A 24,565-nucleotide genomic window follows, 5' to 3' on the forward strand; every position below is an offset into this window, starting at 1 on the left:
ACTTCATACAATAAAAAGTGAGCCTTGTTGCTCACTTTTCTATTTTGATAAGGATTTGAAATGAATATTCGGTTAAATGCCAAAGTAATCGCTGCGATTCCTGTTTTTATTGCCGTAAATATTGCGGCAGTGGGAATATGGGCTTTTGATATTTCTTCGCAATCAATGCCTTTGATTCTCGGCATTATTGCAGGCGGTTTAGTGGATTTGGATAACCGTTTAACTGGACGATTGAAAAACGTATTTTTTACCCTTATTGCCTTTTCTATTTCATCCTTTATTGTGCAGTTACATATCGGTAAGCCCATCCAATATATTGTGTTAATGACGGTGCTAACGTTTATTTTCACCATGATTGGCGCCGTGGGGCAGCGTTATAGCACGATTGCATTTGGTTCATTAGTGGTTGCGCTTTACACCACATTGACTTATATCCCAGAGGGAAATGTATGGTTTATTAACCCTGTAATGATTTTATGCGGTACCTTGCTGTATAGCGTGGTGACTCTGATTGTTTACCTGTTTTTCCCAAATCGCCCCGTGCAAGAAAGTGTCGCTAAAGCGTTTTGTGCGTTGGGAGAATATTTAGATACCAAATCCTGTTTTTTTGATCCTGACGAAGTAGCTGAGATTGAAAAAAAACACCTCAATTTTGCGATGAAAAATGCGAATGTTGTCACGGCATTTAATATTGTTCGCACTGCACTTTTTTATCGTATTAGAGGACAACATCGCCATCCTCGTACCCAGAGAATGTTACGTTACTATTTTGCCGCGCAAGATATTCACGAACGCGCCAATTCTACACATTTTGATTATCAACAAATAACGGAAAAACTAAAAAATACAGATTTGATTTTCCGTGTTCAACGTTTGTTAGAGCTACAAGCACAATCCTGTAAAGAAATCACGGAGAGTTTGCGTGAAAATAAACCTTATCATTTTAATGAACGTGTCGAACGTGCACTTTTAGGCACCTTGCATTCCTTTGAACTGTATCGAACACAACATCTTAATGATCAAGATGAACTGATTGATATTCAAACCTTGTTAGATAATTTACAAAGCATCAACTGGCAACTTCGCCAGTTGGGACAAGAAACGACGGATACCGAACAGTTGGCTCAAATTCATACGGAACAGATCACGGGGTTAAAAAATATAAGTGCGGTGATTTTTAGCCATTTTACTTTTGAGTCACAGTTGTTCCGACATGCGGTACGATTATCTATTGTGGTATTTCTGTGCTGTGCCATTGTTGAGTTTTTCCAATTTAATCTTGGTTATTGGATTTTATTGACCACTGTATTTGTGTGTCAGCCAAACTATTCTGCAACTAAAGTACGTTTACGTCAGCGCATTATTGGCACGATATTAGGCGTAGTGGTGGGGTCACTATTACCTTATTTAAATCCAACCTTAGAATTAAAACTAGGTCTTGTGGTGCTTACAAGTACTTTGTTCTTTTTCTTCCGCAGTAATAATTACAGTTTCTCGACCTTTTTCATCACACTACAAGTATTGCTGAGTTTTGATGTCATGGGATTCGATACGGCAGCCGCATTAATGCCTCGTTTACTCGATACTTTGCTTGGTGCCGCGATTTCATGGTTTGCAGTATCTTACTTATGGCCAGATTGGAAATATTTGCAACTTGATAAAGTGAGTCATCAAGCACTACGCAGTGATGCGGTGTATTTATTGCATATTATTAGCCAATTGCAATTTGGTAAAAGTGATGATCTTAAATATCGCATAGCACGTCGCAATGCACATCAATATGCAGCCGCACTGAGTACAACTCTTTCCAATATGAATAATGAGCCAGTTAAATATAAGGCATATTTACAAAAAGGCTTTGATTTACTCAAACTTAATTATTCTCTATTAAGCTATATTTCAGCACTGGGAGCTTATCGCGACAGAATGAAAAATTTGCAACAGACCGCACAGTTTTTATCTGGTTTTTATCCCGTGGCAAAGAAAATTATCTATACCTTCGAACATATTGAAGAAATACCTGAAGCTATTTTTAACCAACAGCAAGAAAGTATCGAAATACATTTAAAAGAATTAGAAAAACAAGAGATGACCGCAGAAGAACGCGCCGTTTTTAGTTTGCCGTATCAACAATTGAATTTGATTACGCAACTCTTACCGCAGTTCTATGAGTATTTTAGGAAAGAGTCTTGTTAAAGAGTATGGGGGGCGTTATAAAGATAAAAGTGCGGTTGATTTTTGAGAGATTTTAAAACTCCTTGAAAATTTACCGCACTTTATTTTTTATTAGGCAATAATATTGACGAATGAGTTATTACTGCCCCATATTTTTCACTGATTTCAGGAAACCTTGGGCGCTATCAAACACAGAAGATTTTCCCTGTGCCTGTAAAATCATATCGGACATTTCACGGAATGCTCCTTTTCCTCCATTAGTAGAAAGTACATGATCAACAGTATTCTTTACATAAATAGGGGCATCAGCCACAGTAAAAGAAGTTCCACACGCTGCAAAGGCGGGGAGATCTACGCTATCATCGCCAATATAAGCGGTCTGATCGGCAGTGGCGCCTGCTTGTTTCATAAGATCAAAACAAGCGGTTTCTTTTTCAAGTTTGCCAAGAAAGAATAATTTAATACCAAGATCGGCAATGCGACGACGTAAAATAGGGGAGTCGCGACCAGAAAGCACTGCCACTTGAATACCCGCATCCATCAGCATTTTTATGCCTAAACCATCGCGAACATGAAAACTTTTGATGGCTTCACCATTGGCATCATAATGAAGTTGTCCGTCGGTGAGTACGCCGTCTACATCAGTAATGACAAATTTAATCTTTTCTAATTTTTGTTGCATCGGGATTCCTTAGCTTGAAAATTCCACTAAACCCACTACGTGATTTTCATCATTAACAACGACTAGCGAGTGAATTTTTTTCGCTTTCATAAAGTTTTCTGCTTTTGATAAAAATTCGTCTTGATGAATAGTTTTTGGTGAACTTGTCATAAAGTCTTTGGCTGTTTTATTCAGCGTTTCTGCACCATTGGCTGTAAGCGCACGGCGAATATCGCCATCCGTGATAATGCCTTTAAGTTGTTCATTTTCCATCACTAAGGCAACGCCCATTCGCCCTTCATTCATCACGGTCAGACAATCTGTAAAATTGGTGGTCGGTAAAATTGTTGGTAGGCGAGTTTGCATTTGATCTTTCACTTTACATAATAAACGACGACCAAGACTGCCACCTGGATGGAATTTAGCAAAGTCAGCTGGTTGGAAATTGCGTGCCGTAATAAGCGATACGGCAAGTGCATCGCCAAGGGCTAGTGTGACAAGTGCGGATGTTGTTGGTGCGAGATTATTTGGACACACTTCACGCTCAACAGTAATGTCTAAAACATAATCAGCATGGCGTGCAAGCGTGGAATTTTTGTTACTCGTCACAGCAATAATTTTATTACCGAAATTTTTTAAACTTGGAATCAGTTTATTAACATCATCGGTTTCACCGCTATAGGAAATTAACATCACGATATCAATTGGTTTCAACATTCCTAAATCACCGTGGAAGGCTTCCGTCGGATGTAAAAAGAAACTTGGTGTGCCCGTAGAGGCAAAGGTAGCCACCATTTTTTTACCGATTAAACCAGATTTCCCTATCCCGCCGATGACTAATCGTCCTTCGCAAGCAAGGATTAAATCCACGACTTGATTAAAATCCTCGCCTAAACGTTGGCTGAGTTGTAAAAGTGCGTTGCTTTCCACTGAAAGGGAATCCTGTGCAATTTTTAGATAGTTCATTCTTCTTCCTAAAAGAGCGGTTGAAATTGGCGTTATTTTAGCGGAATCATAAAAAAATACGAATGAAAAATTAGCCATTATTGTTTATAAGATTGATGAGCAATATCTAAAAATTGGGGATTTTATTGACCGCACTAGTGATTGCCCCTATACTACGCGCCGAGTTGGTTAGACAATCGCTGGTTTATTGAAGCCCTTAACCGTATTTATACGACCTAGTGGGACAAGTAAACGAGAGGAAAGTCCGAGCTACACAGGGCAGAGTGCCGGATAACGTCCGGGCGGCGTGAGCCGACGACCAGTGCAACAGAGAGCAGACCGCCGTGTAAACGGTAAGGGTGAAAGGGTGCGGTAAGAGCGCACCGTGCCTCCGGTAACGGTTGGCAGCAGGGTAAACTCCACTCGTAGCAAGACCAAATAGGAATCCAATGAGTGGCCCGCTCAGGATTCGGGTAGGTTGCTTGAGCGGCAGAGTAATTTGTCGCCTAGAGGAATGATTGTCCACGACAGAACTCGGCTTATCGACCAACTCAAAATTTTTATAGAAATGACCGCACTTTAGTTTGTTTTTCAGAATAGATTAAAGTGCGGTTATTTTTTAATGAAAATTGAATTATTTTTCGTTTAATACACGTGGAAATAAAATATTATTTTCCAAATGAATATGGTGCATTAAATCATCAATAAATTCATTAATGCCGCTATATAAGGCTTTCCAACTGAAACAAGCATCTGCTGGTGGCGTGCAGTTATTAGTAAGTGATTTGATCACTTCCACGTCTTGCCCTGCTTCATCGTGTTCCATTTCCATTACACGAATTGGCATTGAGGCCATAGCATAATTCCCCATTTTGATCATTGGGAACAAAATTTGTTCTTCTTTCATTAAATGCTGGCTAAGTTCAGCATAAATTTTTTCTAATTGTGCCGCTACGCCGACAGGGCAGTCATCACGATCACCATGTACATTTTCTACTTTCTCCGCCAATGTAATTAATTCAGGGAGTTGTTCACGGTGGCGATTATGAAAACGAGTAATAATGTGATCGATCATCTCTGCATAAGATGCCGAAGTCCAATCTTTATCATTATTTTCTGCTTTACTTTGTTGTAAATCAGTTAAACGTTTTTCAATTTCAGCAAGGTTAAGATTCTTTTGTTGTGCTGCGATTTCTAATAATACAGAACCGCCGCAGCAAAAATCTAAATCATATTCACGAAAAATTTTAGTTGCACCTGGAATTGAAACAGCGAGCTCGCTAAGTTTTTGTTGGGCAAAAGACATAAATCACTCCTATATTGATTAAGTAAAAATAAATCCGATAAAAATAGTAGGATATTTTTCTGATTATGAAAAGTAGAGAGATTTATTTATTGATTAAATTATGATTTAAATCAATAAAAATACCTCATAATAATCAGCTCAAAATTGATGGTTATTCATATAAATAGGATTAATTATCACTAATGAGCTAGCTTTAAATTCATTATGTATTTTTTTATATAATTGATTTTTAAGAATTTAGGAAAATACTGATTTTCATCAATATTATTGATTGTGTTTATGAAGTGAAATCTTTTAGAATGACGACAAATCAAATTTAACGCATAACTCCGAGCTTGTTTAGCCTAAGTTTCATCGAAATACGGCGACAAGCCAATAACGCGGTACGTTATTCAGGGATACGCTGGAAACGGTTTATCCTCTCCATATTTAGAAAGGTGTAAAATGCAATCCATTCCTATTAAAAACGTAGGAGAGTCTCGTTTAGTCGATCCTTTCCAACGCCAATATTACTATCTACGACTGTCGATTACCGATCAGTGTAATTTTCGTTGTACCTATTGTTTACCTGATGGTTATCAACCCGAAGCCAATAAACCGAGTTTCTTAACCTTAAAAGAAATTACAAATCTTGCTCAAGCGTTTGCTGAAATGGGCACTGAAAAAATCCGTTTAACAGGTGGCGAACCGACCTTACGCAAAGATTTTATTCCAATTGTAGAAAGCATTGCGAACATTGATGGCATTCGTCAATTAGCTGTTACCACAAATGGCTATCGTATGGCAAAAGATGTAGCTGATTGGAAAAAAGCAGGGATTACGTCTATTAACGTCAGTGTTGATAGCTTAGATCCAAAAATGTTCCATCAAATTACAGGTATCAATAAATTTGATGACGTGATGCGTGGTATCGATCGTGCATTTGAAGTGGGTTACAACAAAGTCAAAGTCAATTCAGTTTTGATGAAAAATTTGAATGACAAAGAGTTTGAACAATTCCTTGTTTGGGTGAAAGATCGTCCAATTCAAATGCGCTTTATCGAACTCATGCAAACAGGCGAAATGGATAGTTTCTTTGATAAACACCATCTTTCTGGGCAAATCTTAGCGGATAAATTGCTGAAAAATGGTTGGACATTACAGCATAAATCCCATACTGATGGTCCAGCTAAAGTATTTACGCATCCTGATTATGCAGGCGAAATTGGCTTAATTATGCCTTATGAGAAGAATTTCTGCGCAAGCTGTAATCGCCTCAGAGTGTCAGCGAAGGGAAAACTTCATCTTTGTTTATTCGGCGAAGAAGGCATTGAATTACGTGATTTATTGCAATCCCATGAACAGCAAGATATTTTACAGGCTCGTATTTTGGCTGCACTTCAAGGCAAACGTGAGCATCATTACTTGCATATTGGTGATAGTGGCGTAAGAAATCATTTAGCTTCTATCGGTGGCTAAGAAATCAAAGTAGTGAATGGTAATATTCGCTCGCTTTCTTTTGTCGCCCATTTAAAACATTCAATATTTTAACCGCACTTTATTTTATTATGACTACATTTACACATATCAATTCTCAAGGCGAAGCCAATATGGTGGATGTTTCTGCAAAAGCAGAGACTGTTCGCGAAGCTCGTGCTGAAGCCATTGTGACTATGTCAAAAGAAACCCTTTCTATGATCGTGGAAGGCAAACATCACAAAGGCGATGTATTTGCTACAGCACGTATTGCAGGTATTCAAGCAGCAAAACGTACTTGGGAGCTTATCCCACTTTGCCATCCATTGTTACTTTCTAAAGTGGAAGTGAATTTAGAACCGTTACTTGAAACCAATCAAGTTCGTATTCAATCTCTTTGTAAATTAACCGGAAAAACCGGCGTAGAAATGGAAGCATTAACCGCTGCAAGTGTTACCGCATTAACCATTTATGATATGTGTAAAGCCGTACAAAAAGACATTGTGATTGAGCACGTTCGCCTGTTAGAAAAGAGCGGTGGAAAATCTGGTCATTTTATTGCGGAGGAAAAATAGGATGCTAAATGTTTTATTTTTTGCTCAAACTCGTGAATTAATTGGGGAAGATTCAATTCAGCTTGAAGGCGATTTTGCAACAGCGGAAGCGGTGCGTGAACATCTTGCTCAAAAAGGTGAAAGATGGGCGTTAGCGTTAGAAAAAGGGAAGCTTTTAGTCGCCATCAATCAAACCTTGATGCCATTAGAAAGTGTGGTCAAAAATGGGGATGAAATTGCATTTTTCCCACCAGTAACGGGGGGCTAAATGACCGATATTCAAATTTCAGTACAAGAACAACCTTTTGATCAAAATGCCGTTTACCAATGGCTTTCTGAGCAACATTCGGTTGGCGCAACGGTTATTTTCGTGGGGAAAGTACGCGATCTTAATTTAGGCGATGAGGTATCCAGTTTATACTTAGAACATTATCCCGCAATGACAGAAAAAGCCTTACGTGAAATTGTAGAACAAGCAAAAGCCCGTTGGGATATCCAGCGTGTGTCTGTAATTCATCGAGTGGGATTGCTACGTACTGGCGATGAGATCGTATTAGTGGGGATTAGTTCTGCTCATCGTGGAGATGCTTATCACGCCAATGAATTTATTATGGATTTTTTAAAATCCAAAGCACCATTTTGGAAAAAAGAACAAACCAATCAAGGTGAACGTTGGATTGAAGCGAGGGAGAGCGATAAAGAAGCGTTAGAGAAGTGGTAATGGCAAAGTGCGGTTAAACTGATCTGCCCCCCAAAAGTTGGACTCAATAACCAACAATTGAGGTGCAGATTTTTTTATGGGTAAACACTACACAATCGAATTTAAATTACAGGTTCTTCAACCTATTTTGAATCGGAAAATGAGTATTAGAGAAGCGGCTCGTTTTTACAATATTCCATCCAACGCCTTAGTCGGGACATGGTTGAAACGGTTTGAAAAAAGTGGCATAAAAGGACTGATTCCCCATAAACCATCAGGACGACCGCCAATGAAACCCAAATATGCAAAAATGCCACCGCCACCCAAAACTGAAGAAGACCGTTTACGTTTGAGAATTTTACAGCTTGAAGCGGAGGTAGCCTACCTAAAGGAGTTGAGAAAGCTCAGACTTCAGGACGAAGCCGAACAACGGAAATTATCCAAAGGTTAAGAACGCATTATCCATTAAAATGGCTTTTAGGCTTTGCACAGTTAGCGCGTAGTACGTTTTTTGCTAAACTTCAGGTTAAATTGGATAAGGATGAGGAGCTGAAAAAGGCCATTAAACGCATCAAAGCCAATCATCCTGATTATGGCTACCGACGCGTTCATGCCTGTTTGTCAGGTGTGAATCATAAAAAAGTCCAACGTTTAATACAGGCACTTGGGCTTCAAGTGCGGTCAAGAAAAAGCAAGAAATTTACCACTTATCGAGGCACGATAGGGGTGATAGCACCGAATCATCTTGAACGCGATTTTAGTGCAACGGCCCCGAAACAAAAATGGGTAACTGATATCACCGAGTTTAAGGCGAAAGATGGAAGTAAAGTCTATTTATCCCCAATTTTAGACTTATTTAACAATGAGATAGTCTCCTATAACCTTAGCTATTCCCCAAACTGGGCGCAAGTAGAGGACATGTTAATGCAAGCCGTCAAAGGATTAAATAAAGCTTGTGGTGTCATTTTACATTCAGACCAAGGCTGGCAATATCAAATGATAGCTTATCGTCGAATCTTAGCTGAACATGGCATCATTCAAAGTATGTCGAGAAAAGGGAATTGCTTGGACAACGCCGCAATGGAAAGTTTCTTTGGACGATTAAAAACAGAATGCTTTTATGGTCGGGAATTTAACAGTAGAGAGGAGATAGTTGATGCTGTCAGAGATTATTTGGATTACTATAATCACCGACGGATTCAACTAAAATTAAAAGGACTGAGTCCGATACAATATCGAAAACAATCCTTTAAATGACAGTCTAACTTTTTGGGGTCAGGTCAAACTTAACCGCACTTTTGCTTTTTATGAATTAAAGTACTTTCACAATACTTTCACACAAATAACGAATATTGTCTTCAGTGATACCCGCCACATTGATACGACCAGAACGAACAGCATAAATCGCAAATTCTTCTTTTAAGCGATCAACTTGTTCAGGCGATAAACCGCTGAAAGAGAACATACCGTTTTGTTCCATGATAAAGCTGAAATCTTGCTCTGCACCATATTCTTTTAATAACTGAACGAATAAGTGACGCATTTTTTTGATGCGTTCGCGCATTTCAGTTAATTCATTTTCCCAGTCTTGACGAAGTTGCGGATCATTTAACACTGTTGCTACGGTCGCCCCACCGTGAGATGCCGGGTTAGAGTAGAGTGTACGAATAATTGATTTCACCTGTGTTAATGCGGTCGAAGCAATTTCTGAATTTTCTGCCACAAGGGTAAATGCTCCCACACGTTCATTGTATAAACCAAAGTTTTTCGAGAATGAACTTGCGACTAATAATTCTTTATGATTTGCCGCAAAAGCACGTAAACCGTAAGCATCTTGGTCTAAGCCATTTGCTAAACCTTGATAAGCAAAGTCAAAGAGAGGTAACCAGCCGTTTTTCGCCGAAAGTGCGGCTAATTCTTGCCATTGTTCAGGGGTTGGATCAATACCAGTTGGATTGTGGCAGCAGCCGTGTAAAAGCACCACATCACCTTCGCTTGCTTGGCTTAAATCTTCAAGTAAATGTTCCCAGTCAAGGGCCTTGCGTTCAGCATCATAATAACGATATTCACGAATCGTCATGCCCACCGCATTGAAAATAGCATTGTGGTTTGGCCATGTTGGTGTGCTGATCCACACATTTTGTGCTTTGGTTTGACGTTTAATAAATTCTGCCGCAATGCGTAATGCGCCCGTTCCGCCTAAACTTTGTACTGTTCTCGCACGATTAGATTTAATGATTTCAGAATCTTTACCGAAAAGTAGCGCTTTTGTTCGTTCGTTATAATCAGCAATACCATCGATAGTCAGATAATTCTTCGTTTTTTCCTTATCAAATAAGTGTTTTTCTGCTTCTTTTACCGCACGCATAATCGGGGTTGTGCCTTGCGCATCTTTATAAACGCCAATACCTAAATTGATTTTATTTTCACGCGTTTCAGATTTAAATGCTTCGCCTAAGCCTAAGATGGGATCGGCTGGTGCCGCTTTGATATGTTCAAACATAGCTTTTCCTTATGTATGTGTTGTGTGGTGGATAATTTTATACTTCAGCCGTTTTATTTTATCAAGAAAGATTTTTATAAAAATTAACCGCACTTTGATATTTTTAAATATTCATCAAAAAGTGCGGTCATTTTTTACATTATTTTAGTTTTTCAATCGCCCAATTTAATCCCGATTGATAATCTTCTGGTAACTCAGTGCGGAGTTTTTCTAATTGTTGAATAATGACCGCTTTATTAGGATGAGAAAGATTGATATGCCCAACTTTACGTCCAGTTCTGACTTCTTTACCATACCAATGAAGTTGTGCAAACGGTGTATTAAGCCATGTTGGATTATGGTTTGTGCCGATTAAATTCACCATCACACTTGGCGCGAAAGTTTGTAATTCAGGCGTTGGCAAATCAAGTAGCGCACGTAAATGTAATTCAAATTGGCTAATCGAGCATCCCAGTTGTGTCCAATGCCCACTGTTATGTACACGAGGCGCAAGTTCGTTAATCAATAATTTGTCGCCTACAACAAAACATTCCATTGCCATTACACCAATATAGCCTAATTTATCCATAATTTTGCCGAGCATGGCTTCTGCTTGTTTTTGTTGTGTTGATTGTTGAGGAAAAGCACTATCAACCACACTGTAACGCAAAATACCGTTTTGTTGCAGGTTATGTGTAACGGGATAAAAACGTTTTTCGCCATTTTTAAATCTTGCACCTACAATAGAAACTTCATAATCGAAAGGAATAAATTTTTCTGCGATCACTTCACTGAATAATTCATCGGTGATATCCGCTTTATTTTCATCGCTGATAATCCATTGACCACGTCCATCATATCCGCCTGTTCTGCGTTTAACGACAACTTTCTCGCCAACAGTTTGGAAAACATCATTCCATTGCGTTTTATCTTTTAATAAACACCAAGGCGAGGTCGAAAGATTGAGTTCATCTAGTAAGGATTTTTGAGTAAAACGATCGGCCAATAATCCAAATACATGTTGATTAACGAAGTTTTTATGATTGCCGAGTAATTCAGTTAAAGGCGTTTTTTCCCAGCGTTCAATTTCTGCCGTGATGATCGCATTTTCAGGTAAGTCAAAAACTGGCGCATTGAAGGCTAAGGGTTCAACATAAATATCTAAAGGTGTGCCTGCGTAACCTAACATTCTGCCGAGTTGCCCGTTGCCGAGTACATAAACCGTTGGGTATAAGGTGGAGTTTTGCATAATATTTCTCGTTAAATTGACGAAAAAAACAACCGCACTTTAAAAGTGCGGTCAGATCTGAAGATATTTTTATGTACGTGGATCGGGATTGTCCAGTACGGCATGAGTTTGGTTTTCACGGAAAGATTGCAAGCGTGAAAGCAATTCTAAATTCCAACCTGCTAGAATTTGGGCGGCTAACAATCCGGCGTTTGCCGCACCCGCAGGGCCAATAGCCAATGTTCCGACTGGGATTCCTTTTGGCATTTGCACAATCGAATAAAGGCTATCTACGCCACTTAACATAGAACTTTTTACTGGCACACCCAGTACGGGCACAAGGGTTTTCGCTGCAATCATACCAGGTAAATGTGCCGCACCTCCCGCACCAGCAATAATTACTTTATAGCCATTTTTTTGTGCATTTTCAGCAAATTCAAAAAGTTTATCAGGCGTACGATGAGCCGAGACGACTTCCACATGATAAGGTACTTTTAATTCATCTAAAATCTGAGTTGCCTCTTGCATGGTGGCCCAATCGCTTTTGGAACCCATCACAACGGCAATTTGTGCAGTTTTTGACATGCTATTTTCTCAATTTTTTATTTAAAAACGTGGCGTAGAATAGCACATCTTACACATATCAAGCAAACGTTTGCTAAATGGGTTTTATAGGAAAATACCATTGCAACTTTAAGGATAAAATTTTATCCTAGGCACAATTTTTATAAGAATAGATCGTAGGGTGGGCTTTAGCCCACCGTTTTTTATCCATTTAGCCATAACAAAGGTGGGCTGAAGCCCACCCTACAACTGAAAATTATATTAAAGGTGGTGCTTTAAAGTCAGTGAAAGAATCATTAAAACAGGTAGGTATTCTATGAAGTTATTAAATTATAAAGGTTATGTTGGCACGATCGAGGCGGATTTAGAAAACAATATATTGTTTGGTAAACTTGCTTACATTCGTGATTTAGTAACTTACGAAACAGAGTCATTATCTGAGCTAGAAAAAGAATTTCGTCAATCTGTTGATTTATATTTACAAGATTGTTTGGAATTAGGTAAAGAACCGAATAAATCTTTTAAAGGTGTATTTAATGTACGAATTGGCGAGGAATTGCATAGAGAAGCTACGATAATAGCAGGCGATCGTTCACTTAATGCTTTTGTGACGGAAGCGATTCAAGAAAAAATTTTTCGTGAAAAACCAAGTTTAAGATAACAAAACGTAACGATATCATATTCACATTTTCTTTCTTCAAAGTAGGGCAAATTATGTTAGCCAAAGCAAAATATAGAAAAGATTACAAACAACCAGATTTTACTGTCACAGACATTTATTTAGATTTTCAACTTGATCCTAAACATACTGTGGTGACGGCAACCACAAAATTCCAACGCTTAAATGATGAAGCGACTTCTTTACGTTTAGATGGGCATAGCTTCCAGTTTTCTTCTATTAAATTTAATGGTGAGCCATTTTCTGCTTATCAACAAGATGGCGAGAGTTTAACGCTTGATTTAAAAGGTAAAAGTGCGGAAGAATTTGAACTTGAAATTGTGACGTTCCTTGTGCCAGCCGAAAACACTTCATTACAAGGGTTGTATCAGTCTGGTGAGGGCATTTGTACGCAATGCGAGGCGGAAGGTTTCCGTCAAATCACTTATATGCTTGATCGCCCAGACGTATTGGCGCGCTATACAACCAAAATTACCGCAGATAAAACCAAATATCCTTACTTACTTTCTAATGGTAATCGCATTGCGAGTGGCGAATTAGAAGATGGTCGCCATTGGGTGGAATGGAACGATCCTTTCCCAAAACCAAGCTATTTATTTGCTTTAGTGGCGGGGGATTTTGATTTATTACAAGATAAATTTATCACCAAAAGTGGGAGAGAAGTTGTATTAGAGCTTTATGTGGATCGCGGCAATCTTAACCGTGCAACTTGGGCAATGGAAAGTCTTAAAAAAGCGATGAAATGGGATGAAGATCGCTTTAATTTAGAATATGACCTCGATATTTATATGATCGTTGCTGTCGATTTTTTCAATATGGGCGCAATGGAAAATAAAGGGTTAAATATCTTTAACTCTAAATTCGTGTTGGCAAATCCACAAACGGCAACAGATGAAGATTATCTTGCCATTGAAAGTGTGATTGCACACGAATATTTCCATAACTGGACAGGAAACCGTGTAACTTGCCGAGATTGGTTCCAATTAAGTTTGAAAGAAGGTTTAACGGTTTTTCGCGATCAAGAATTTTCTTCAGACACGGGCTCTCGTGCTGTTAATCGCATTAATAATGTGAAATTTTTACGCACTGTGCAATTTGCCGAAGATTCAAGCCCAATGTCGCACCCAATTCGCCCTGAAAAAGTGATTGAAATGAATAACTTCTATACAGTGACAGTATATGAAAAAGGGGCTGAAGTCATTCGTATGTTGCACACTTTATTAGGTGAGCAAGGTTTCCAAAAAGGCATGCAACTTTATATTGCTGAAAACGATGGCAAAGCGGCAACCTGTGAAGATTTTGTTTCTGCGATGGAACAGGCAAATAACCTCGATTTAAACCAATTCCGCCGTTGGTATAGCCAATCGGGTACACCAGAATTATTGATTAGCGATGCCTATAATGAACAAACTCATACTTATCGTTTAACCGTTTCGCAATCTACGCTGCCAACAGCGGACCAAATGGAAAAAGTAAACTTACATATTCCATTGAAAATTGCGCTTTATGATGCGAACGGCACGAAACAAATGCTACAACATAATGGCGAATTGTTGAGTGATGTATTAAATGTTACTGAAAAAGACCAAGTCTTTGAGTTTCATGGCATTTATGGTCGCCCCGTTCCCGCATTGCTATGTGATTTCTCCGCGCCGGTAAAACTGGATTATGATTATAAAACGGAACAGTTATTAGGCTTGCTTAAATTCGCAGATAATCAATTTATCCGTTGGGATGCGGCTCAGATGTTATTTGCGCAAGAATTACGTCGTAATGTTGTGCGTTTCCAACAAGGAGAGGCACTAGAAATTTCGCCTGAAATTTTGACCGCACTTTCTCATGTTCTGAACCATTATGAGAAAGATATTGAACTGGCAACCTTAATTCTCACCCTTCCAAAAGAAATGGAATTTGCGGAAGGTTTCAAAACTATCGATCCTGATGGCATTTCAGCCGCAAGAGCATTTATGCAAGCGCAAATTGCAGAATCGTTAAAAGATGATTTCTTGCGTGTTTATACCCATATTCGTCTTGATGATTATCAAGTTACGCAACAAGACATCGCCTTACGTGCAATGCGTAATCTTTGCTTAACTTATTTGGCTTACACCAATTTGGGCAACAACCTAGTGCAAAAACACTACAATAATGCGAATAATATGACAGATACATTAGCCGCATTAAGTGTTGCGACTAAAGCTGCATTACCTTGCAGAGATGCGTTATTAGCTGATTTTGAACAAAAATGGCAACACGATGGATTAGTGATGGATAAATGGTTTGCATTACAAGCCACTCGCCCAGATGAAAATGTGTTGGGAATTATTCAGTTATTAATGGATCACCCAAGTTTTAACTTCAACAATCCAAACCGTTTACGTGCATTAGTAGGTAGCTTTGCAAATCACAACTTAAAAGCCTTCCACAATGTAAGCGGAGCAGGCTATCGTTTCTTAACGGATGTTTTAATCCGTTTAAATGAAAGTAACCCACAAGTGGCAGCGCGCTTAATCGAGCCATTAATTCGTTTTTCTCGCTTTGATGCTCAACGCCAAACGCTGATGAAACGTGCTTTAGAACGCCTAAGTATTGTAGAAAATCTTTCAAAAGATTTATTTGAAAAAATTGAGAAAGCGTTGCAGTAAGTTGAGTTAGTACAGATTAAAAGGAAAATTAGCTTGGATAATAAAATTAAATTATTTGAAGGAAATGAAATCCGTTCTATTTGGGATAATGAAAAAGAAGAATGGTATTTTTCTGTGGTGGATGTAGTAGGGGTTTTGACTGAGAGTGAAAATCCAAATAACTATTGGAAAGTATTGAAAAAGAGATTGAAAGATGAAGGAAGTGAGTCGGTTACATATTGTAACCAACTGAAAATGAAATCACCTAAAGACGGTAAAATGTACAAAACTGATGTTGCTGATATGCAAGGCATTTTCCGCATTATTCAATCTGTTCCCTCACCTAAAGCGGAACCTTTCAAAATGTGGTTAGCTGAAGTCGGTAAAGACAGAATTGATGAAATCATTGATCCTGAATTAACCATTGATAGAGCCTTAGAAACTTATCTTCAAAAAGGTTATAGCCGAGAATGGATTAATCAAAGGCTGCAAGCTATACAAGTAAGAAAAGAGCTTACAGATACTTGGCAAGCTCATGGCGTAGCTGAAGGGAAAGAATATGCCATTCTTACCAATGAAATTTCTAAAGCATGGAGTGGAATGACGACAAGAGAATATAAAGATTTTAAAGGGCTGAAAAAACAAAATTTAAGAGACAATATGTCCACCACTGAATTAATCTTAAATATGCTTGCGGAAACCGCTACCAAAGATATTGCTAATACATCAAATCCTCAAGGTTTTGAAGAAAATAAAAGAGTCGCTAAAAGGGGTGGCAATGTCGCAAAAATTGCGAAAGAGACGTTAGAACAAGAAACGGGACAGCCTGTTATTACTTCTAAAAATGCCGTTGATTTTGGTCGATTAATTGGTGATGTAATAAAAGAAATTCAGCATAAGGATGAAAACGCATAAAAGTGCGGTAAATTTTGCAATAGTTTTTGGGGCATTTAGTATGCCCCTTTGTTTTATATCTGGCTTTAATATTAATTTATTTCATATAAATCCTGAAAATAATAAGTTTGCATAATACACTAAGATGACGCATTCTATGCCCGTACAGACGTTTAGCCGTCTAAATGATTAAGAAGATTACTTTAAAACGGGAGTTATTATGACAACATCACATATTTTAGGCTTTCCTCGTGTGGGTGCAAAACGTGAATTAAAATTTGCACAAGAACGTTATTGGCGTAAAGAATTAGCTGAGCAAGATTTATTAGATTTAGCAAAAGCATTGCGTGAAAAAAACTGGAAACATCAAGCGGCTGCCAATGCGGATTTTGTTGCAGTGGGCGATTTCACGTTCTACGATCATATTTTAGATTTACAAGTGGCAACAGGGGCAATTCCTGCTCGTTTTGGTTTTGATAGCCAAAATTTAACTCTTGATCAATATTTCCAACTTGCACGTGGTAACAAAGATCAATTTGCGATTGAAATGACCAAATGGTTTGATACGAACTATCACTATCTCGTGCCAGAATTTCATAAAAATACACAATTCAAAGCTAATCCAGCACATTATGTAAACCAAATCCGTGAAGCAAAAGCCTTAGGCTTAAACTTCAAACCAGTAATTGTTGGTCCATTAACATTCTTATGGTTGGGTAAAGAAAAAGGCGAAGCATTTAACCGTTTCGATTTATTAAATCAATTAGTGCCTGTTTATGTTGAAATCTTAAATGCATTAGTGGCTGAAGGGGCAGAGTGGATTCAAATTGATGAACCTGCATTAGCATTGGATTTACCTGCAGAATGGGTTGAAGCTTATAAATCTGTTTACGCTGAATTAAGCAAAGTGAACGCAAAATTATTGTTAGCCACTTATTTTGGTTCCGTTGCACAACACGCTGGGCTATTAAAAGCTTTACCTGTTGCAGGCTTACATTTAGATTTAGTGCGTGCGCCAGAACAACTTGCAGCATTTGAAGATTACAGCAAAGTGTTATCAGCTGGCGTGATTGAGGGCCGTAATATCTGGCGTGCAAACTTAAACAAAGTGTTAGATGTATTAGAGCCATTAAAAGCAAAATTAGGCGAGCGTTTATGGATTGCACCAAGCTGTTCATTATTGCACACTCCATTTGATTTAGAAGTGGAAGTACAATTAAAAGAAAAAAATACCGCACTTTACAGCTGGTTATCTTTCACGTTACAAAAAGTGGAAGAATTAAATGTATTAAAACAAGCCTTAAATAATGGCAGAGTCTCTGTTCAAGCTGCATTAGATGCAAGCCAAGCGGCGGCAGATGCACGTGCAACCTCAAAAGAAATTCATCGTCCTGAAGTGGCAGAACGTTTAGCAAACTTGCCAAAAGGTGCGGATCAACGTAAATCGCCATTTGCAGAGCGTATTGTTAAGCAAAATGCGTGGTTAAATTTACCGCTTCTGCCAACCACAAACATTGGTTCATTCCCGCAAACTACTGAAATTCGTCATGCTCGTGCGAGCTTCAAAAAAGGTGAATTATCCCTTGCAGATTACGAAGCGGCAATGAAAAAAGAAATTGAATATGTGGTGCGTCGCCAAGAAGAATTAGATTTAGATGTGTTAGTTCACGGTGAAGCGGAACGTAACGACATGGTGGAATACTTTGGGGAATTATTAGATGGTTTCGCATTCACCAAGTTTGGTTGGGTACAAAGCTACGGTTCACGTTGTGTGAAACCACCAGTAATTTACGGCGATGTAACTCGCCCAGAGCCAATGACAGTACGCTGGTCTCAATATGCACAAAGCTTAACAAACCGTGTAATGAAAGGAATGCTCACAGGCCCTGTGACTATTTTACAATGGTCATTCGTGCGTAACGATATTCCACGTTCAACCGTATGTAAACAAATCGGCGTAGCATTATCTGATGAAGTGTTAGATTTAGAAGCGGCAGGCATTAAAGTTATCCAAATCGATGAGCCAGCCATTCGTGAAGGTTTGCCGCTTAAACGTGCAGATTGGGATGCATACTTACAATGGGCGGGCGAAGCATTCCGTTTAAGCTCAATGGGCGTGCAAGATGATACGCAAATTCACACTCACATGTGTTATTCCGAGTTTAACGATATCTTACCTGCCATTGCGGCATTAGATGCAGACGTGATTACCATCGAAACTTCACGTTCAGATATGGAACTATTAACCGCATTTGCAGATTTCAAATATCCAAATGATATTGGCCCGGGTGTTTACGATATTCACAGCCCTCGTGTACCAACGGCAACGGAAGTAGAACATTTATTACGCAAAGCATTAAATGTCATTCCAAAAGAACGCTTATGGGTAAACCCAGACTGTGGTTTAAAAACACGTGGTTGGACAGAAACCATTGACCAATTAAAAGTGATGGTGGATGTAACCAAAAAATTACGTGCGGAATTAGCATAAGTAATAATACAGAAAGAATAATTTTCAAATACAACATAATTAAAGCCGAATCCGATTGGGTTCGGTTTTTTATTTGCACATCATCTTTGTTCCTCGTAGAATACGAGCAGTCTTACCCTTAAAGTGCGGTGAAAATTGACCGCACTTTTCTTACAGTCAACTATCCCGAGAGATAAACGAGTATGTATCAATTATTCCGTCACGGCATTTTCCAAATGGATGCTGAAAAGGCTCATAATTTCACGATCCAATGCTTGAAATTAGCTGGTAACCCTTTATTTCAACCGATCTTAAAATCTCTTATTCATGCTCCCAAAGGTTTTCCGAAAACGGTAATGGGTGTGAATTTTCCTAATCCCATTGGATTGGCAGCAGGGGCGGATAAAAATGGTGAGGCGATTGATGGTTTCGGTGCATTGGGTTTCGGATTTCTAGAAGTAGGAACTGTCACGCCCGTTGCACAAGATGGAAATGCAAAGCCACGTCAGTTTCGTTTGATTGAAGCTGAAGGCATTATTAACCGTAATGGCTTTAATAATAATGGTATTGACTATCTTATAGAAAATGTGAAAAACGCACGTTATAAAGGCGTGATTGGCATTAATATTGGTAAGAATAAATTTACACCTTTGGAACAAGGCAAAGATGATTATATTTTCTGTTTGAACAAAGCCTATAACTACGCAGGTTACATTACGGTGAATATTTCATCACCTAATACACCAGATTTACGTCAGTTACAATATGGTGACTATTTCGATGACTTATTGCGAGGCATCAAGGATCGTCAGGCTATTTTGGCAAACCAATACAATAAATATGTGCCGATTGCGGTAAAAATTGCACCAGATTTAACGGAAAGTGAATTAGTACAAATTGCGGATACGTTGGTTCGTCATAAAATGGATGGGGTTATTGCAACGAATACCACGGTTTCTCGGGATACTGTGATGGGGATGAAAAATGCGGAACAGCAAGGCGGATTAAGTGGAAAGCCGTTGCGGCATAAAAGCACAGAGATTATTAAGCGATTACATCAAGAGCTGAAAGGTCAGATTCCGATTATTGGTAGCGGTGGCATCGATGGTTTGCAAAATGCGCAAGAGAAAATTGAGGCTGGCGCCGAGTTGTTACAAGTTTATTCAGGATTGATTTATCACGGTCCAAAATTAGTAAAAGAATTAGTAAAAAATATTAAATAATGACAAAAAAATACGACTTACATTGTCACAGCACTGCATCAGATGGGGTGTTGAGTCCAACGGAATTAGTGCATCGAGCTTATGCGCAAGGCGTGAACGTGCTTGCATTATGCGATCACGATACGATTGCAGGTATTGATGAAGCAGAGATTGCAGCGAAAGAAGTAGGCATTGAATTAATTACCGGAATAGAAATCTCTACAAATTGGGAAGGGCGAGGGATCCATATTGTAGGATTAAACTTCGATAAAACTCATCCCAAAATGACCGCACTTTTGCAAAGTCAAAAAGCATTACGCGAAAAAAGAGCGGTGGAAATTGGCGATAAATTAGAAAAAGCAGGGATTCCTCATGCTTATGAAGGTGCGAAAGCTTTAGCTGATGGCGAGGTTACTCGTGCTCATTACGCACGTTATTTGGTGCAGATTGGTAAGGTGTCTAATGATGGTCAGGCCTTTAAACGCTATTTAGGGCAAGGAAAATCGGCATTTGTTAAAGCTGAATGGACTGATATTCCCACAGCGATTGAGACAATCCATGCCGCAGGCGGTATAGCTATTATTGCGCATCCATTGCGTTATAACATGACAGGAAAATGGGTGCGTAAGCTGATAACCGATTTTAAGGCTTGGGGCGGTGATGGCATGGAAATGGCGGATTGTGGTCAAACAAGAGATCAACGTCAAATGCTTGCTCGTTGGGCAAAAGAATTTGATCTACTGGGATCGGTTGGATCGGATTTTCATTTTCCTTGTGGTTGGATTGAGTTAGGAAAAAATTTAGATTTAGTTGATGGCGTTATCCCTGTTTGGGAAAAATTTTAGTCAGATAGAGAATGTTCAAATAATAAATACCTGTTTCCTTGATAATAATTTATTCGGAAACAGGTATTTTTTATGGTTCAAAATATAAAAAACTGAATTTATCCTTCGGATTTTTTCTGATTATCTAATAAATAATGTGGTGGCAATTCAGGCATTGAATCTTGTTCATCAAAGGATTCAATTTCAGGTTTGAGATAAAATTCAGCCGCTTCATGATTGCTTTTCGTTTTGCCTAATAATTGTGGCTGAAGTTTTGCAAAGGTACTATTTGGTGCAAGCCAGATGCCGATAAATGCCTGATTAAATTTAGCATCAAAATCGTGTTCCAAAACAGTGTCATTTAAGACGAAGTAGCCTTTATCAGGTAAGGCAATATAGTTCAAAATATCGTTTGGTGAGAAATCAGGAAATGTGGATTGCATTTCTTTAAGCCAGCTTTGAGTATCGCCATCATTAAGTTTTAAGGTTTCGATTTCTTTAATAAGCGTAATCGCAAAATTTTTTCCTTCAATGGGTTTTTCATATTTGAAAGAGAGCATTAATGGGCGTTCATTTTCTTGATAAGTGCCCGTTTCGGAAAATAAACCAATGGTATAAACATGGAACGGCCCCCAAGTATATTCGGCATTTCCGATGGGTTGCCAATGGGCAAAAGGTGCGGCAGAAAAAAACGTTATCATTGCCACAAAAAGGGATTTCATTTTCATAATAAATTGCCGTGAATAAAATTGTGTTGATTATAACAAACCGCATCAAAAAACAAATGATAAACGAGTAAAAAGGCGAGTAATTTTACTCGCCTTTAATATTACTGATGTTAATTTGTGCGGTGAATTATTTTAGGCTACCCACCATATCTTCTGGGCGAACCCATTTATCAAAATCTTCAGCAGAAACTAAACCTAAATTAATCGCTTCTTCACGCAATGTTGTACCATTTTTGTGCGCCGTTTTTGCAATTTTAGCCGCGTTTTCATAACCAATATGCGTATTAAGTGCGGTCACTAACATCAATGAATTTTCAAGTTGTTGTTTAATTCGAGGATAGTTTGGTTCAATACCCACTGCACAGTGCTCATCGAAAGATACGCAAGCATCACCCAATAATTGAGCTGATTGTAAGAAGTTTGCAATCATCACAGGATTGAACACATTTAATTGGAAGTGACCTTGTGAACCCACAAATGCGATTGTAGTGTCGTTACCAAATACTTGTGCACAGACCATTGTCATCGCTTCACATTGAGTTGGGTTTACTTTACCTGGCATGATTGAAGAACCCGGTTCATTTTCAGGAATTAAAATTTCGCCAATTCCTGAACGAGGGCCTGATGCTAATAGACGAATATCGTTCGCAATTTTAAATAAACTCATTGCTAATTGACGTAATGCACCGTGAGTTTCAACAATCGCATCATGAGCCGCTAATGCTTCAAATTTATTATCTGCAGTGACAAACGGAAGTGCGGTGAATTTTGCAATATAATCTGCCACTTTCACATCATAGCCTTTCGGTGTGTTCAAACCTGTGCCAACCGCAGTTCCACCCAATGCTAATTGGCTTAAATGTGGCAGCGTATTTTTTAATGCTTTTAAGCCGAAATCTAATTGAGCTGCATAAGCCGAAAATTCTTGGCCTAATGTGAGTGGCGTTGCATCCATTAAGTGAGTGCGGCCAATTTTTACCACGTTTTTGAAAGCTTCAGATTTTGCTGCAAAAGTTTTTTGTAAACGTTCAACACAAGGAATGGTGTGTTCAACTACTTTTTTATATGCCGCAATGTGCATTGCCGTTGGGAAAGTATCATTTGAAGATTGTGATTTGTTCACATCATCATTTGGATGAATGATTGATTTTTCGCCTAATTTTCCACCGTTTAGTACATGAGCACGATTTGCAACCACTTCGTTCACATTCATATTAGATTGTGTACCAGAACCAGTTTGCCAAATAACAAGTGGGAATTGATCATCCAACTTATTTGCTAAAATTTCGTCACAAGCCTGAGCAATTAAATCACGTTTTTCAAGAGGTAATACACCTAAATCATGATTAGCAAATGCGGCTGCTTTTTTCAAATAGCCAAAAGCTTCGATAATTTCATGTGGCATTGATGCGGAAGGACCAATTTTAAAGTTATTGCGTGAACGCTCAGTTTGTGCAGCCCAATATTTATCTGCTGGAACTTGAACTTCACCCATTGTGTCTTTTTCAATACGAAATGCCATTCTGTACTCCTATGAATTGAATGAAAATTAAAACGCAAGTGATTTTAACACTTCCGAGTTATGAGTGGAACGTAACAAAAACGTTAAAAATCAGTTTTGTGACATAGATCATAAAAGTGCGGTGGATTTTCACGCATTTGTAATAATGTATATTTAATTATTTATTTTTTAGGGTTTTTTCGTTAAAATTTCACCCTTTTTATAGGGCAAGATTGAGAAAATAACGGGGCTAAAATGGCAAAAACTGCGCAATTTTACATTCTTACGGAAGATTGTACTTTAACTGTCGAAGAAATTGCCTGTAATCTTGCTGCCTCAATATGGCGTTCAGGGAAAAAAGTATTAATTAGCTGTGAAAGTGAGGCTCAAGCGTTAGAGATTGACGAGCGTTTATGGCAACGAGATCCCAATGAATTTGTTCCGCATAATTTATCGGGTGAGGCCACACAATATCCCACACCGATTGAGATTTCATGGCTTGGGAAACGAAATTTACAACGCCGTGACGTGTTAATTAATTTGCAACAAGAAATTCCAGATTTTAGCCATAGTTTTACCCAAATTATTGATTTTGTGCCGAAAGATGATGTCTTAAAAACACAAGCCCGAGAACGTTATAAACAGTTAAGAGCGTTGGGATGGGCACTTTCCACCGAAAATATAGCATAACAGAATGGAGTAATTATGAAGAAAACCAAATTTTGCTTAAGTTTATTATTAGGAACAGCTGTATTGATGATTTCAGCTTGTGAGAAACAAGAAAATAAAGTTGAAGCAACCCCTAAAGTTGAAGAAACTCAACAAGCCACAAAACAGGATGTTAAAAAGGAAGCTGCTCTTTTAGAAGAAAATAAAGAAAAAACTTCTGTTGTAGATCAGAAATCTGAAGCGGTTGAACAAGAAAAAATGGTTGAAGCTGAAAAAACCGAAGATATGACTACTCAACAAAAAACGCAAGAGGCTCAAGTTTCATCTAAAGTATCGCCAGCCCCAGCTAAAATAAAACAGAAGAATGATCCAAATACAGAAAAACGAAAAATATTACAAATACTAGAACAACAATATCAGCAAGTTCGTTGTACTAGCGAGGGAGAGAAACTAGGTTCTGAGAGTTTTTGCCATCAAGAAGAATATCGCTTATTAAATGAAATTGATCGTTTAAAGAAAGAATTGAGATAGTTTTATAAAACTTTCTAAAACCCAACCGCTCTTTAAGGATCAAAATGCAACCAAATGACATCACTTTTTACCAACGTTTTGAAGCCGATATTCTTTCAGGGCGTAAAACCATCACCATTCGGGATAAATCCGAAAGCCATTTTAAAGCAGGCGATATTTTACGAGTGGGGCGGTTTGAAGATAATCAATATTTCTGCACTATTGAAGTGTTAAGAGTGTCGCCGATTACTCTTGACGAACTGACGGAACAACATGCAAAGCAGGAGAATATGGGGTTGGAAGAATTGAAAGAAGTGATTCGGGGGATTTATCCGAATGAAGATAAGTTTTTTGTTATTAAATTTAAACTTAATGCTATTTGTTAAAAAGTTTT

24 protein-coding genes, 1 other RNA gene and 1 riboswitch are annotated in these 24,565 nt (G+C 38.4%); of the genes, 17 read left to right on the plus strand and 8 right to left on the minus strand.

Features of this window, described 5'->3' with window-relative positions:
• Window positions 1-60: 60 nt before the first annotated feature.
• Window positions 61-2,196 carry a YccS family putative transporter gene (gene yccS / locus DV434_RS07680; RefSeq protein WP_118784760.1) on the plus strand — a complete coding sequence of 712 codons (2,136 nt, stop codon included), beginning with the start codon at window positions 61-63 and terminating at the stop codon, window positions 2,194-2,196.
• Window positions 2,197-2,314: 118 nt separating this feature from the next.
• Here yccS and DV434_RS07685 read toward each other — a convergent pair whose 3' ends face one another.
• Window positions 2,315-2,857, minus strand: coding sequence for a KdsC family phosphatase (locus DV434_RS07685; protein WP_118784759.1), 543 nt, complete (start codon window positions 2,855-2,857; stop codon window positions 2,315-2,317).
• A 9-nt stretch (window positions 2,858-2,866) separates the two neighbouring features.
• Window positions 2,867-3,802 (minus strand): KpsF/GutQ family sugar isomerase, encoded by a 936-nt coding sequence (locus DV434_RS07690; protein ID WP_192881445.1) that lies wholly within the window; start codon window positions 3,800-3,802, stop codon window positions 2,867-2,869.
• Between the two features lie 160 nt (window positions 3,803-3,962).
• Between DV434_RS07690 and rnpB the strand changes: the two genes are divergently transcribed.
• Window positions 3,963-4,339, plus strand: an RNA gene (gene rnpB, locus DV434_RS07695) — RNase P RNA component class A.
• Window positions 4,340-4,415: 76 nt separating this feature from the next.
• On the opposite strand, the gene ytfE is transcribed toward rnpB, so the two are convergent.
• Window positions 4,416-5,087 (minus strand): iron-sulfur cluster repair protein YtfE, encoded by a 672-nt coding sequence (ytfE, locus tag DV434_RS07700; RefSeq protein ID WP_118784757.1) that lies wholly within the window; start codon window positions 5,085-5,087, stop codon window positions 4,416-4,418.
• 315 nt (window positions 5,088-5,402) lie between these two features.
• Window positions 5,403-5,543: riboswitch (molybdenum cofactor riboswitch) on the plus strand.
• On the opposite strand from ytfE, the gene moaA reads away from it, so the two are divergent.
• The 6 genes from moaA to DV434_RS07730 all read left to right on the plus strand — a co-directional run bounded on the left by moaA (window position 5,532) and on the right by DV434_RS07730 (window position 9,053).
• The gene (gene moaA, locus DV434_RS07705) at window positions 5,532-6,545 is read left to right on the plus strand and encodes a GTP 3',8-cyclase MoaA (RefSeq protein WP_118784867.1); all 1,014 of its coding nucleotides are present in this window, start codon (window positions 5,532-5,534) and stop codon (window positions 6,543-6,545) included. Its footprint overlaps the riboswitch before it by 12 nt.
• 89 nt (window positions 6,546-6,634) lie before the next feature.
• Entirely contained in the window at window positions 6,635-7,117 is a 483-nt protein-coding gene (moaC, locus tag DV434_RS07710; protein ID WP_118784756.1) for a cyclic pyranopterin monophosphate synthase MoaC, read from the plus strand.
• 1 nt (window position 7,118) lies between these two features.
• Window positions 7,119-7,364: a molybdopterin synthase sulfur carrier subunit gene (gene moaD / locus DV434_RS07715; protein ID WP_118784755.1), complete on the plus strand. Its 246-nt coding sequence runs from the start codon at window positions 7,119-7,121 to the stop codon at window positions 7,362-7,364.
• The gene (moaE, locus tag DV434_RS07720) at window positions 7,365-7,817 is read left to right on the plus strand and encodes a molybdopterin synthase catalytic subunit MoaE (protein WP_118784754.1); all 453 of its coding nucleotides are present in this window, start codon (window positions 7,365-7,367) and stop codon (window positions 7,815-7,817) included.
• Between the two features lie 76 nt (window positions 7,818-7,893).
• On the plus strand, window positions 7,894-8,247 hold the full coding sequence (locus tag DV434_RS07725) for a helix-turn-helix domain-containing protein (protein ID WP_118784753.1): 354 nt from the start codon (window positions 7,894-7,896) through the stop codon (window positions 8,245-8,247).
• Window positions 8,235-9,053, plus strand: a complete 819-nt coding sequence (locus DV434_RS07730; protein ID WP_239992745.1) for an IS3 family transposase — start codon at window positions 8,235-8,237, stop codon at window positions 9,051-9,053. Before DV434_RS07725 ends, DV434_RS07730 begins: the two co-directional genes overlap by 13 nt.
• Before the next feature lie 55 nt (window positions 9,054-9,108).
• Here DV434_RS07730 and DV434_RS07735 read toward each other — a convergent pair whose 3' ends face one another.
• The 3 genes from DV434_RS07735 to purE form a co-directional block, all read right to left on the minus strand.
• On the minus strand, window positions 9,109-10,299 hold the full coding sequence (locus DV434_RS07735) for an amino acid aminotransferase (RefSeq protein ID WP_118784751.1): 1,191 nt from the start codon (window positions 10,297-10,299) through the stop codon (window positions 9,109-9,111).
• 139 nt (window positions 10,300-10,438) lie between these two features.
• Window positions 10,439-11,527 (minus strand): 5-(carboxyamino)imidazole ribonucleotide synthase, encoded by a 1,089-nt coding sequence (gene purK / locus DV434_RS07740; RefSeq protein ID WP_118784750.1) that lies wholly within the window; start codon window positions 11,525-11,527, stop codon window positions 10,439-10,441.
• Between the two features lie 69 nt (window positions 11,528-11,596).
• Entirely contained in the window at window positions 11,597-12,091 is a 495-nt protein-coding gene (gene purE / locus DV434_RS07745) for a 5-(carboxyamino)imidazole ribonucleotide mutase (RefSeq protein WP_118784749.1), read from the minus strand.
• A gap of 295 nt (window positions 12,092-12,386) precedes the next feature.
• Here purE and DV434_RS07755 point away from each other — a divergent pair, with 295 nt between their 5' ends.
• The 6 genes from DV434_RS07755 (at window position 12,387) to rnm (ending at window position 20,784) form a co-directional block, all read left to right on the plus strand.
• A complete protein-coding gene (locus DV434_RS07755; RefSeq protein WP_118811577.1) occupies window positions 12,387-12,731 on the plus strand; it encodes a type II toxin-antitoxin system HicB family antitoxin in 345 nt (114 codons plus the stop codon).
• 53 nt (window positions 12,732-12,784) lie between these two features.
• Entirely contained in the window at window positions 12,785-15,394 is a 2,610-nt protein-coding gene (gene pepN, locus DV434_RS07760; protein WP_118784747.1) for an aminopeptidase N, read from the plus strand.
• 33 nt (window positions 15,395-15,427) lie between these two features.
• A complete protein-coding gene (locus DV434_RS07765; RefSeq protein ID WP_118784746.1) occupies window positions 15,428-16,288 on the plus strand; it encodes a BRO family protein in 861 nt (286 codons plus the stop codon).
• Window positions 16,289-16,487: 199 nt separating this feature from the next.
• A complete protein-coding gene (metE, locus tag DV434_RS07770) occupies window positions 16,488-18,758 on the plus strand; it encodes a 5-methyltetrahydropteroyltriglutamate--homocysteine S-methyltransferase (RefSeq protein WP_118784745.1) in 2,271 nt (756 codons plus the stop codon).
• A gap of 182 nt (window positions 18,759-18,940) precedes the next feature.
• A complete protein-coding gene (gene pyrD / locus DV434_RS07775; RefSeq protein ID WP_118784744.1) occupies window positions 18,941-19,960 on the plus strand; it encodes a quinone-dependent dihydroorotate dehydrogenase in 1,020 nt (339 codons plus the stop codon).
• The gene (rnm, locus tag DV434_RS07780) at window positions 19,960-20,784 is read left to right on the plus strand and encodes an RNase RNM (protein WP_118784743.1); all 825 of its coding nucleotides are present in this window, start codon (window positions 19,960-19,962) and stop codon (window positions 20,782-20,784) included. The genes pyrD and rnm overlap by 1 nt, the downstream gene beginning before the upstream one ends.
• A 98-nt stretch (window positions 20,785-20,882) precedes the next feature.
• On the opposite strand, the gene DV434_RS07785 is transcribed toward rnm, so the two are convergent.
• Together DV434_RS07785 and fumC are read right to left on the minus strand one after the other, a co-directional pair.
• Entirely contained in the window at window positions 20,883-21,491 is a 609-nt protein-coding gene (locus DV434_RS07785; protein WP_118784742.1) for a chalcone isomerase family protein, read from the minus strand.
• Window positions 21,492-21,618: 127 nt separating this feature from the next.
• Window positions 21,619-23,013 carry a class II fumarate hydratase gene (fumC, locus tag DV434_RS07790; protein ID WP_118784741.1) on the minus strand — a complete coding sequence of 465 codons (1,395 nt, stop codon included), beginning with the start codon at window positions 23,011-23,013 and terminating at the stop codon, window positions 21,619-21,621.
• A 234-nt stretch (window positions 23,014-23,247) separates the two neighbouring features.
• Here fumC and DV434_RS07795 point away from each other — a divergent pair, with 234 nt between their 5' ends.
• From DV434_RS07795 to yqfB, 3 genes are read left to right on the plus strand one after another with little or no spacing between them, the layout of a single operon-like run.
• The gene (locus tag DV434_RS07795) at window positions 23,248-23,682 is read left to right on the plus strand and encodes a DNA polymerase III subunit chi (RefSeq protein ID WP_118784740.1); all 435 of its coding nucleotides are present in this window, start codon (window positions 23,248-23,250) and stop codon (window positions 23,680-23,682) included.
• A gap of 15 nt (window positions 23,683-23,697) precedes the next feature.
• Window positions 23,698-24,192, plus strand: coding sequence for a hypothetical protein (locus tag DV434_RS07800; RefSeq protein WP_118784739.1), 495 nt, complete (start codon window positions 23,698-23,700; stop codon window positions 24,190-24,192).
• 44 nt (window positions 24,193-24,236) lie between these two features.
• Window positions 24,237-24,557, plus strand: a complete 321-nt coding sequence (gene yqfB / locus DV434_RS07805) for a N(4)-acetylcytidine aminohydrolase (protein WP_118784738.1) — start codon at window positions 24,237-24,239, stop codon at window positions 24,555-24,557.
• The last annotated feature ends 8 nt before the right edge of the window (window positions 24,558-24,565 follow it).

Origin of the sequence: Haemophilus haemolyticus (assembly GCF_003493685.1) — a bacterium.
In the GTDB taxonomy this organism is placed as follows: domain Bacteria; phylum Pseudomonadota; class Gammaproteobacteria; order Enterobacterales; family Pasteurellaceae; genus Haemophilus; species Haemophilus haemolyticus_O.

Excerpts from the sequence above, each read along its gene's own strand:
- yccS (WP_118784760.1), top strand. The coding sequence starts at position 61 with ATGAATATTCGGTTAAATGCCAAAGTAATCGCTGCGATTCCTGTTTTT.
- DV434_RS07685 (WP_118784759.1), bottom strand. The coding sequence starts at position 2,857 with ATGCAACAAAAATTAGAAAAGATTAAATTTGTCATTACTGATGTAGAC.
- DV434_RS07690 (WP_192881445.1), bottom strand. The coding sequence starts at position 3,802 with ATGAACTATCTAAAAATTGCACAGGATTCCCTTTCAGTGGAAAGCAAC.
- ytfE (WP_118784757.1), bottom strand. The coding sequence starts at position 5,087 with ATGTCTTTTGCCCAACAAAAACTTAGCGAGCTCGCTGTTTCAATTCCA.
- moaA (WP_118784867.1), top strand. The coding sequence starts at position 5,532 with ATGCAATCCATTCCTATTAAAAACGTAGGAGAGTCTCGTTTAGTCGAT.
- moaC (WP_118784756.1), top strand. The coding sequence starts at position 6,635 with ATGACTACATTTACACATATCAATTCTCAAGGCGAAGCCAATATGGTG.
- moaD (WP_118784755.1), top strand. The coding sequence starts at position 7,119 with ATGCTAAATGTTTTATTTTTTGCTCAAACTCGTGAATTAATTGGGGAA.
- moaE (WP_118784754.1), top strand. The coding sequence starts at position 7,365 with ATGACCGATATTCAAATTTCAGTACAAGAACAACCTTTTGATCAAAAT.
- DV434_RS07725 (WP_118784753.1), top strand. The coding sequence starts at position 7,894 with ATGGGTAAACACTACACAATCGAATTTAAATTACAGGTTCTTCAACCT.
- DV434_RS07735 (WP_118784751.1), bottom strand. The coding sequence starts at position 10,299 with ATGTTTGAACATATCAAAGCGGCACCAGCCGATCCCATCTTAGGCTTA.
- purK (WP_118784750.1), bottom strand. The coding sequence starts at position 11,527 with ATGCAAAACTCCACCTTATACCCAACGGTTTATGTACTCGGCAACGGG.
- purE (WP_118784749.1), bottom strand. The coding sequence starts at position 12,091 with ATGTCAAAAACTGCACAAATTGCCGTTGTGATGGGTTCCAAAAGCGAT.
- DV434_RS07755 (WP_118811577.1), top strand. The coding sequence starts at position 12,387 with ATGAAGTTATTAAATTATAAAGGTTATGTTGGCACGATCGAGGCGGAT.
- pepN (WP_118784747.1), top strand. The coding sequence starts at position 12,785 with ATGTTAGCCAAAGCAAAATATAGAAAAGATTACAAACAACCAGATTTT.
- metE (WP_118784745.1), top strand. The coding sequence starts at position 16,488 with ATGACAACATCACATATTTTAGGCTTTCCTCGTGTGGGTGCAAAACGT.
- pyrD (WP_118784744.1), top strand. The coding sequence starts at position 18,941 with ATGTATCAATTATTCCGTCACGGCATTTTCCAAATGGATGCTGAAAAG.
- rnm (WP_118784743.1), top strand. The coding sequence starts at position 19,960 with ATGACAAAAAAATACGACTTACATTGTCACAGCACTGCATCAGATGGG.
- DV434_RS07785 (WP_118784742.1), bottom strand. The coding sequence starts at position 21,491 with ATGAAAATGAAATCCCTTTTTGTGGCAATGATAACGTTTTTTTCTGCC.
- fumC (WP_118784741.1), bottom strand. The coding sequence starts at position 23,013 with ATGGCATTTCGTATTGAAAAAGACACAATGGGTGAAGTTCAAGTTCCA.
- DV434_RS07795 (WP_118784740.1), top strand. The coding sequence starts at position 23,248 with ATGGCAAAAACTGCGCAATTTTACATTCTTACGGAAGATTGTACTTTA.
- DV434_RS07800 (WP_118784739.1), top strand. The coding sequence starts at position 23,698 with ATGAAGAAAACCAAATTTTGCTTAAGTTTATTATTAGGAACAGCTGTA.
- yqfB (WP_118784738.1), top strand. The coding sequence starts at position 24,237 with ATGCAACCAAATGACATCACTTTTTACCAACGTTTTGAAGCCGATATT.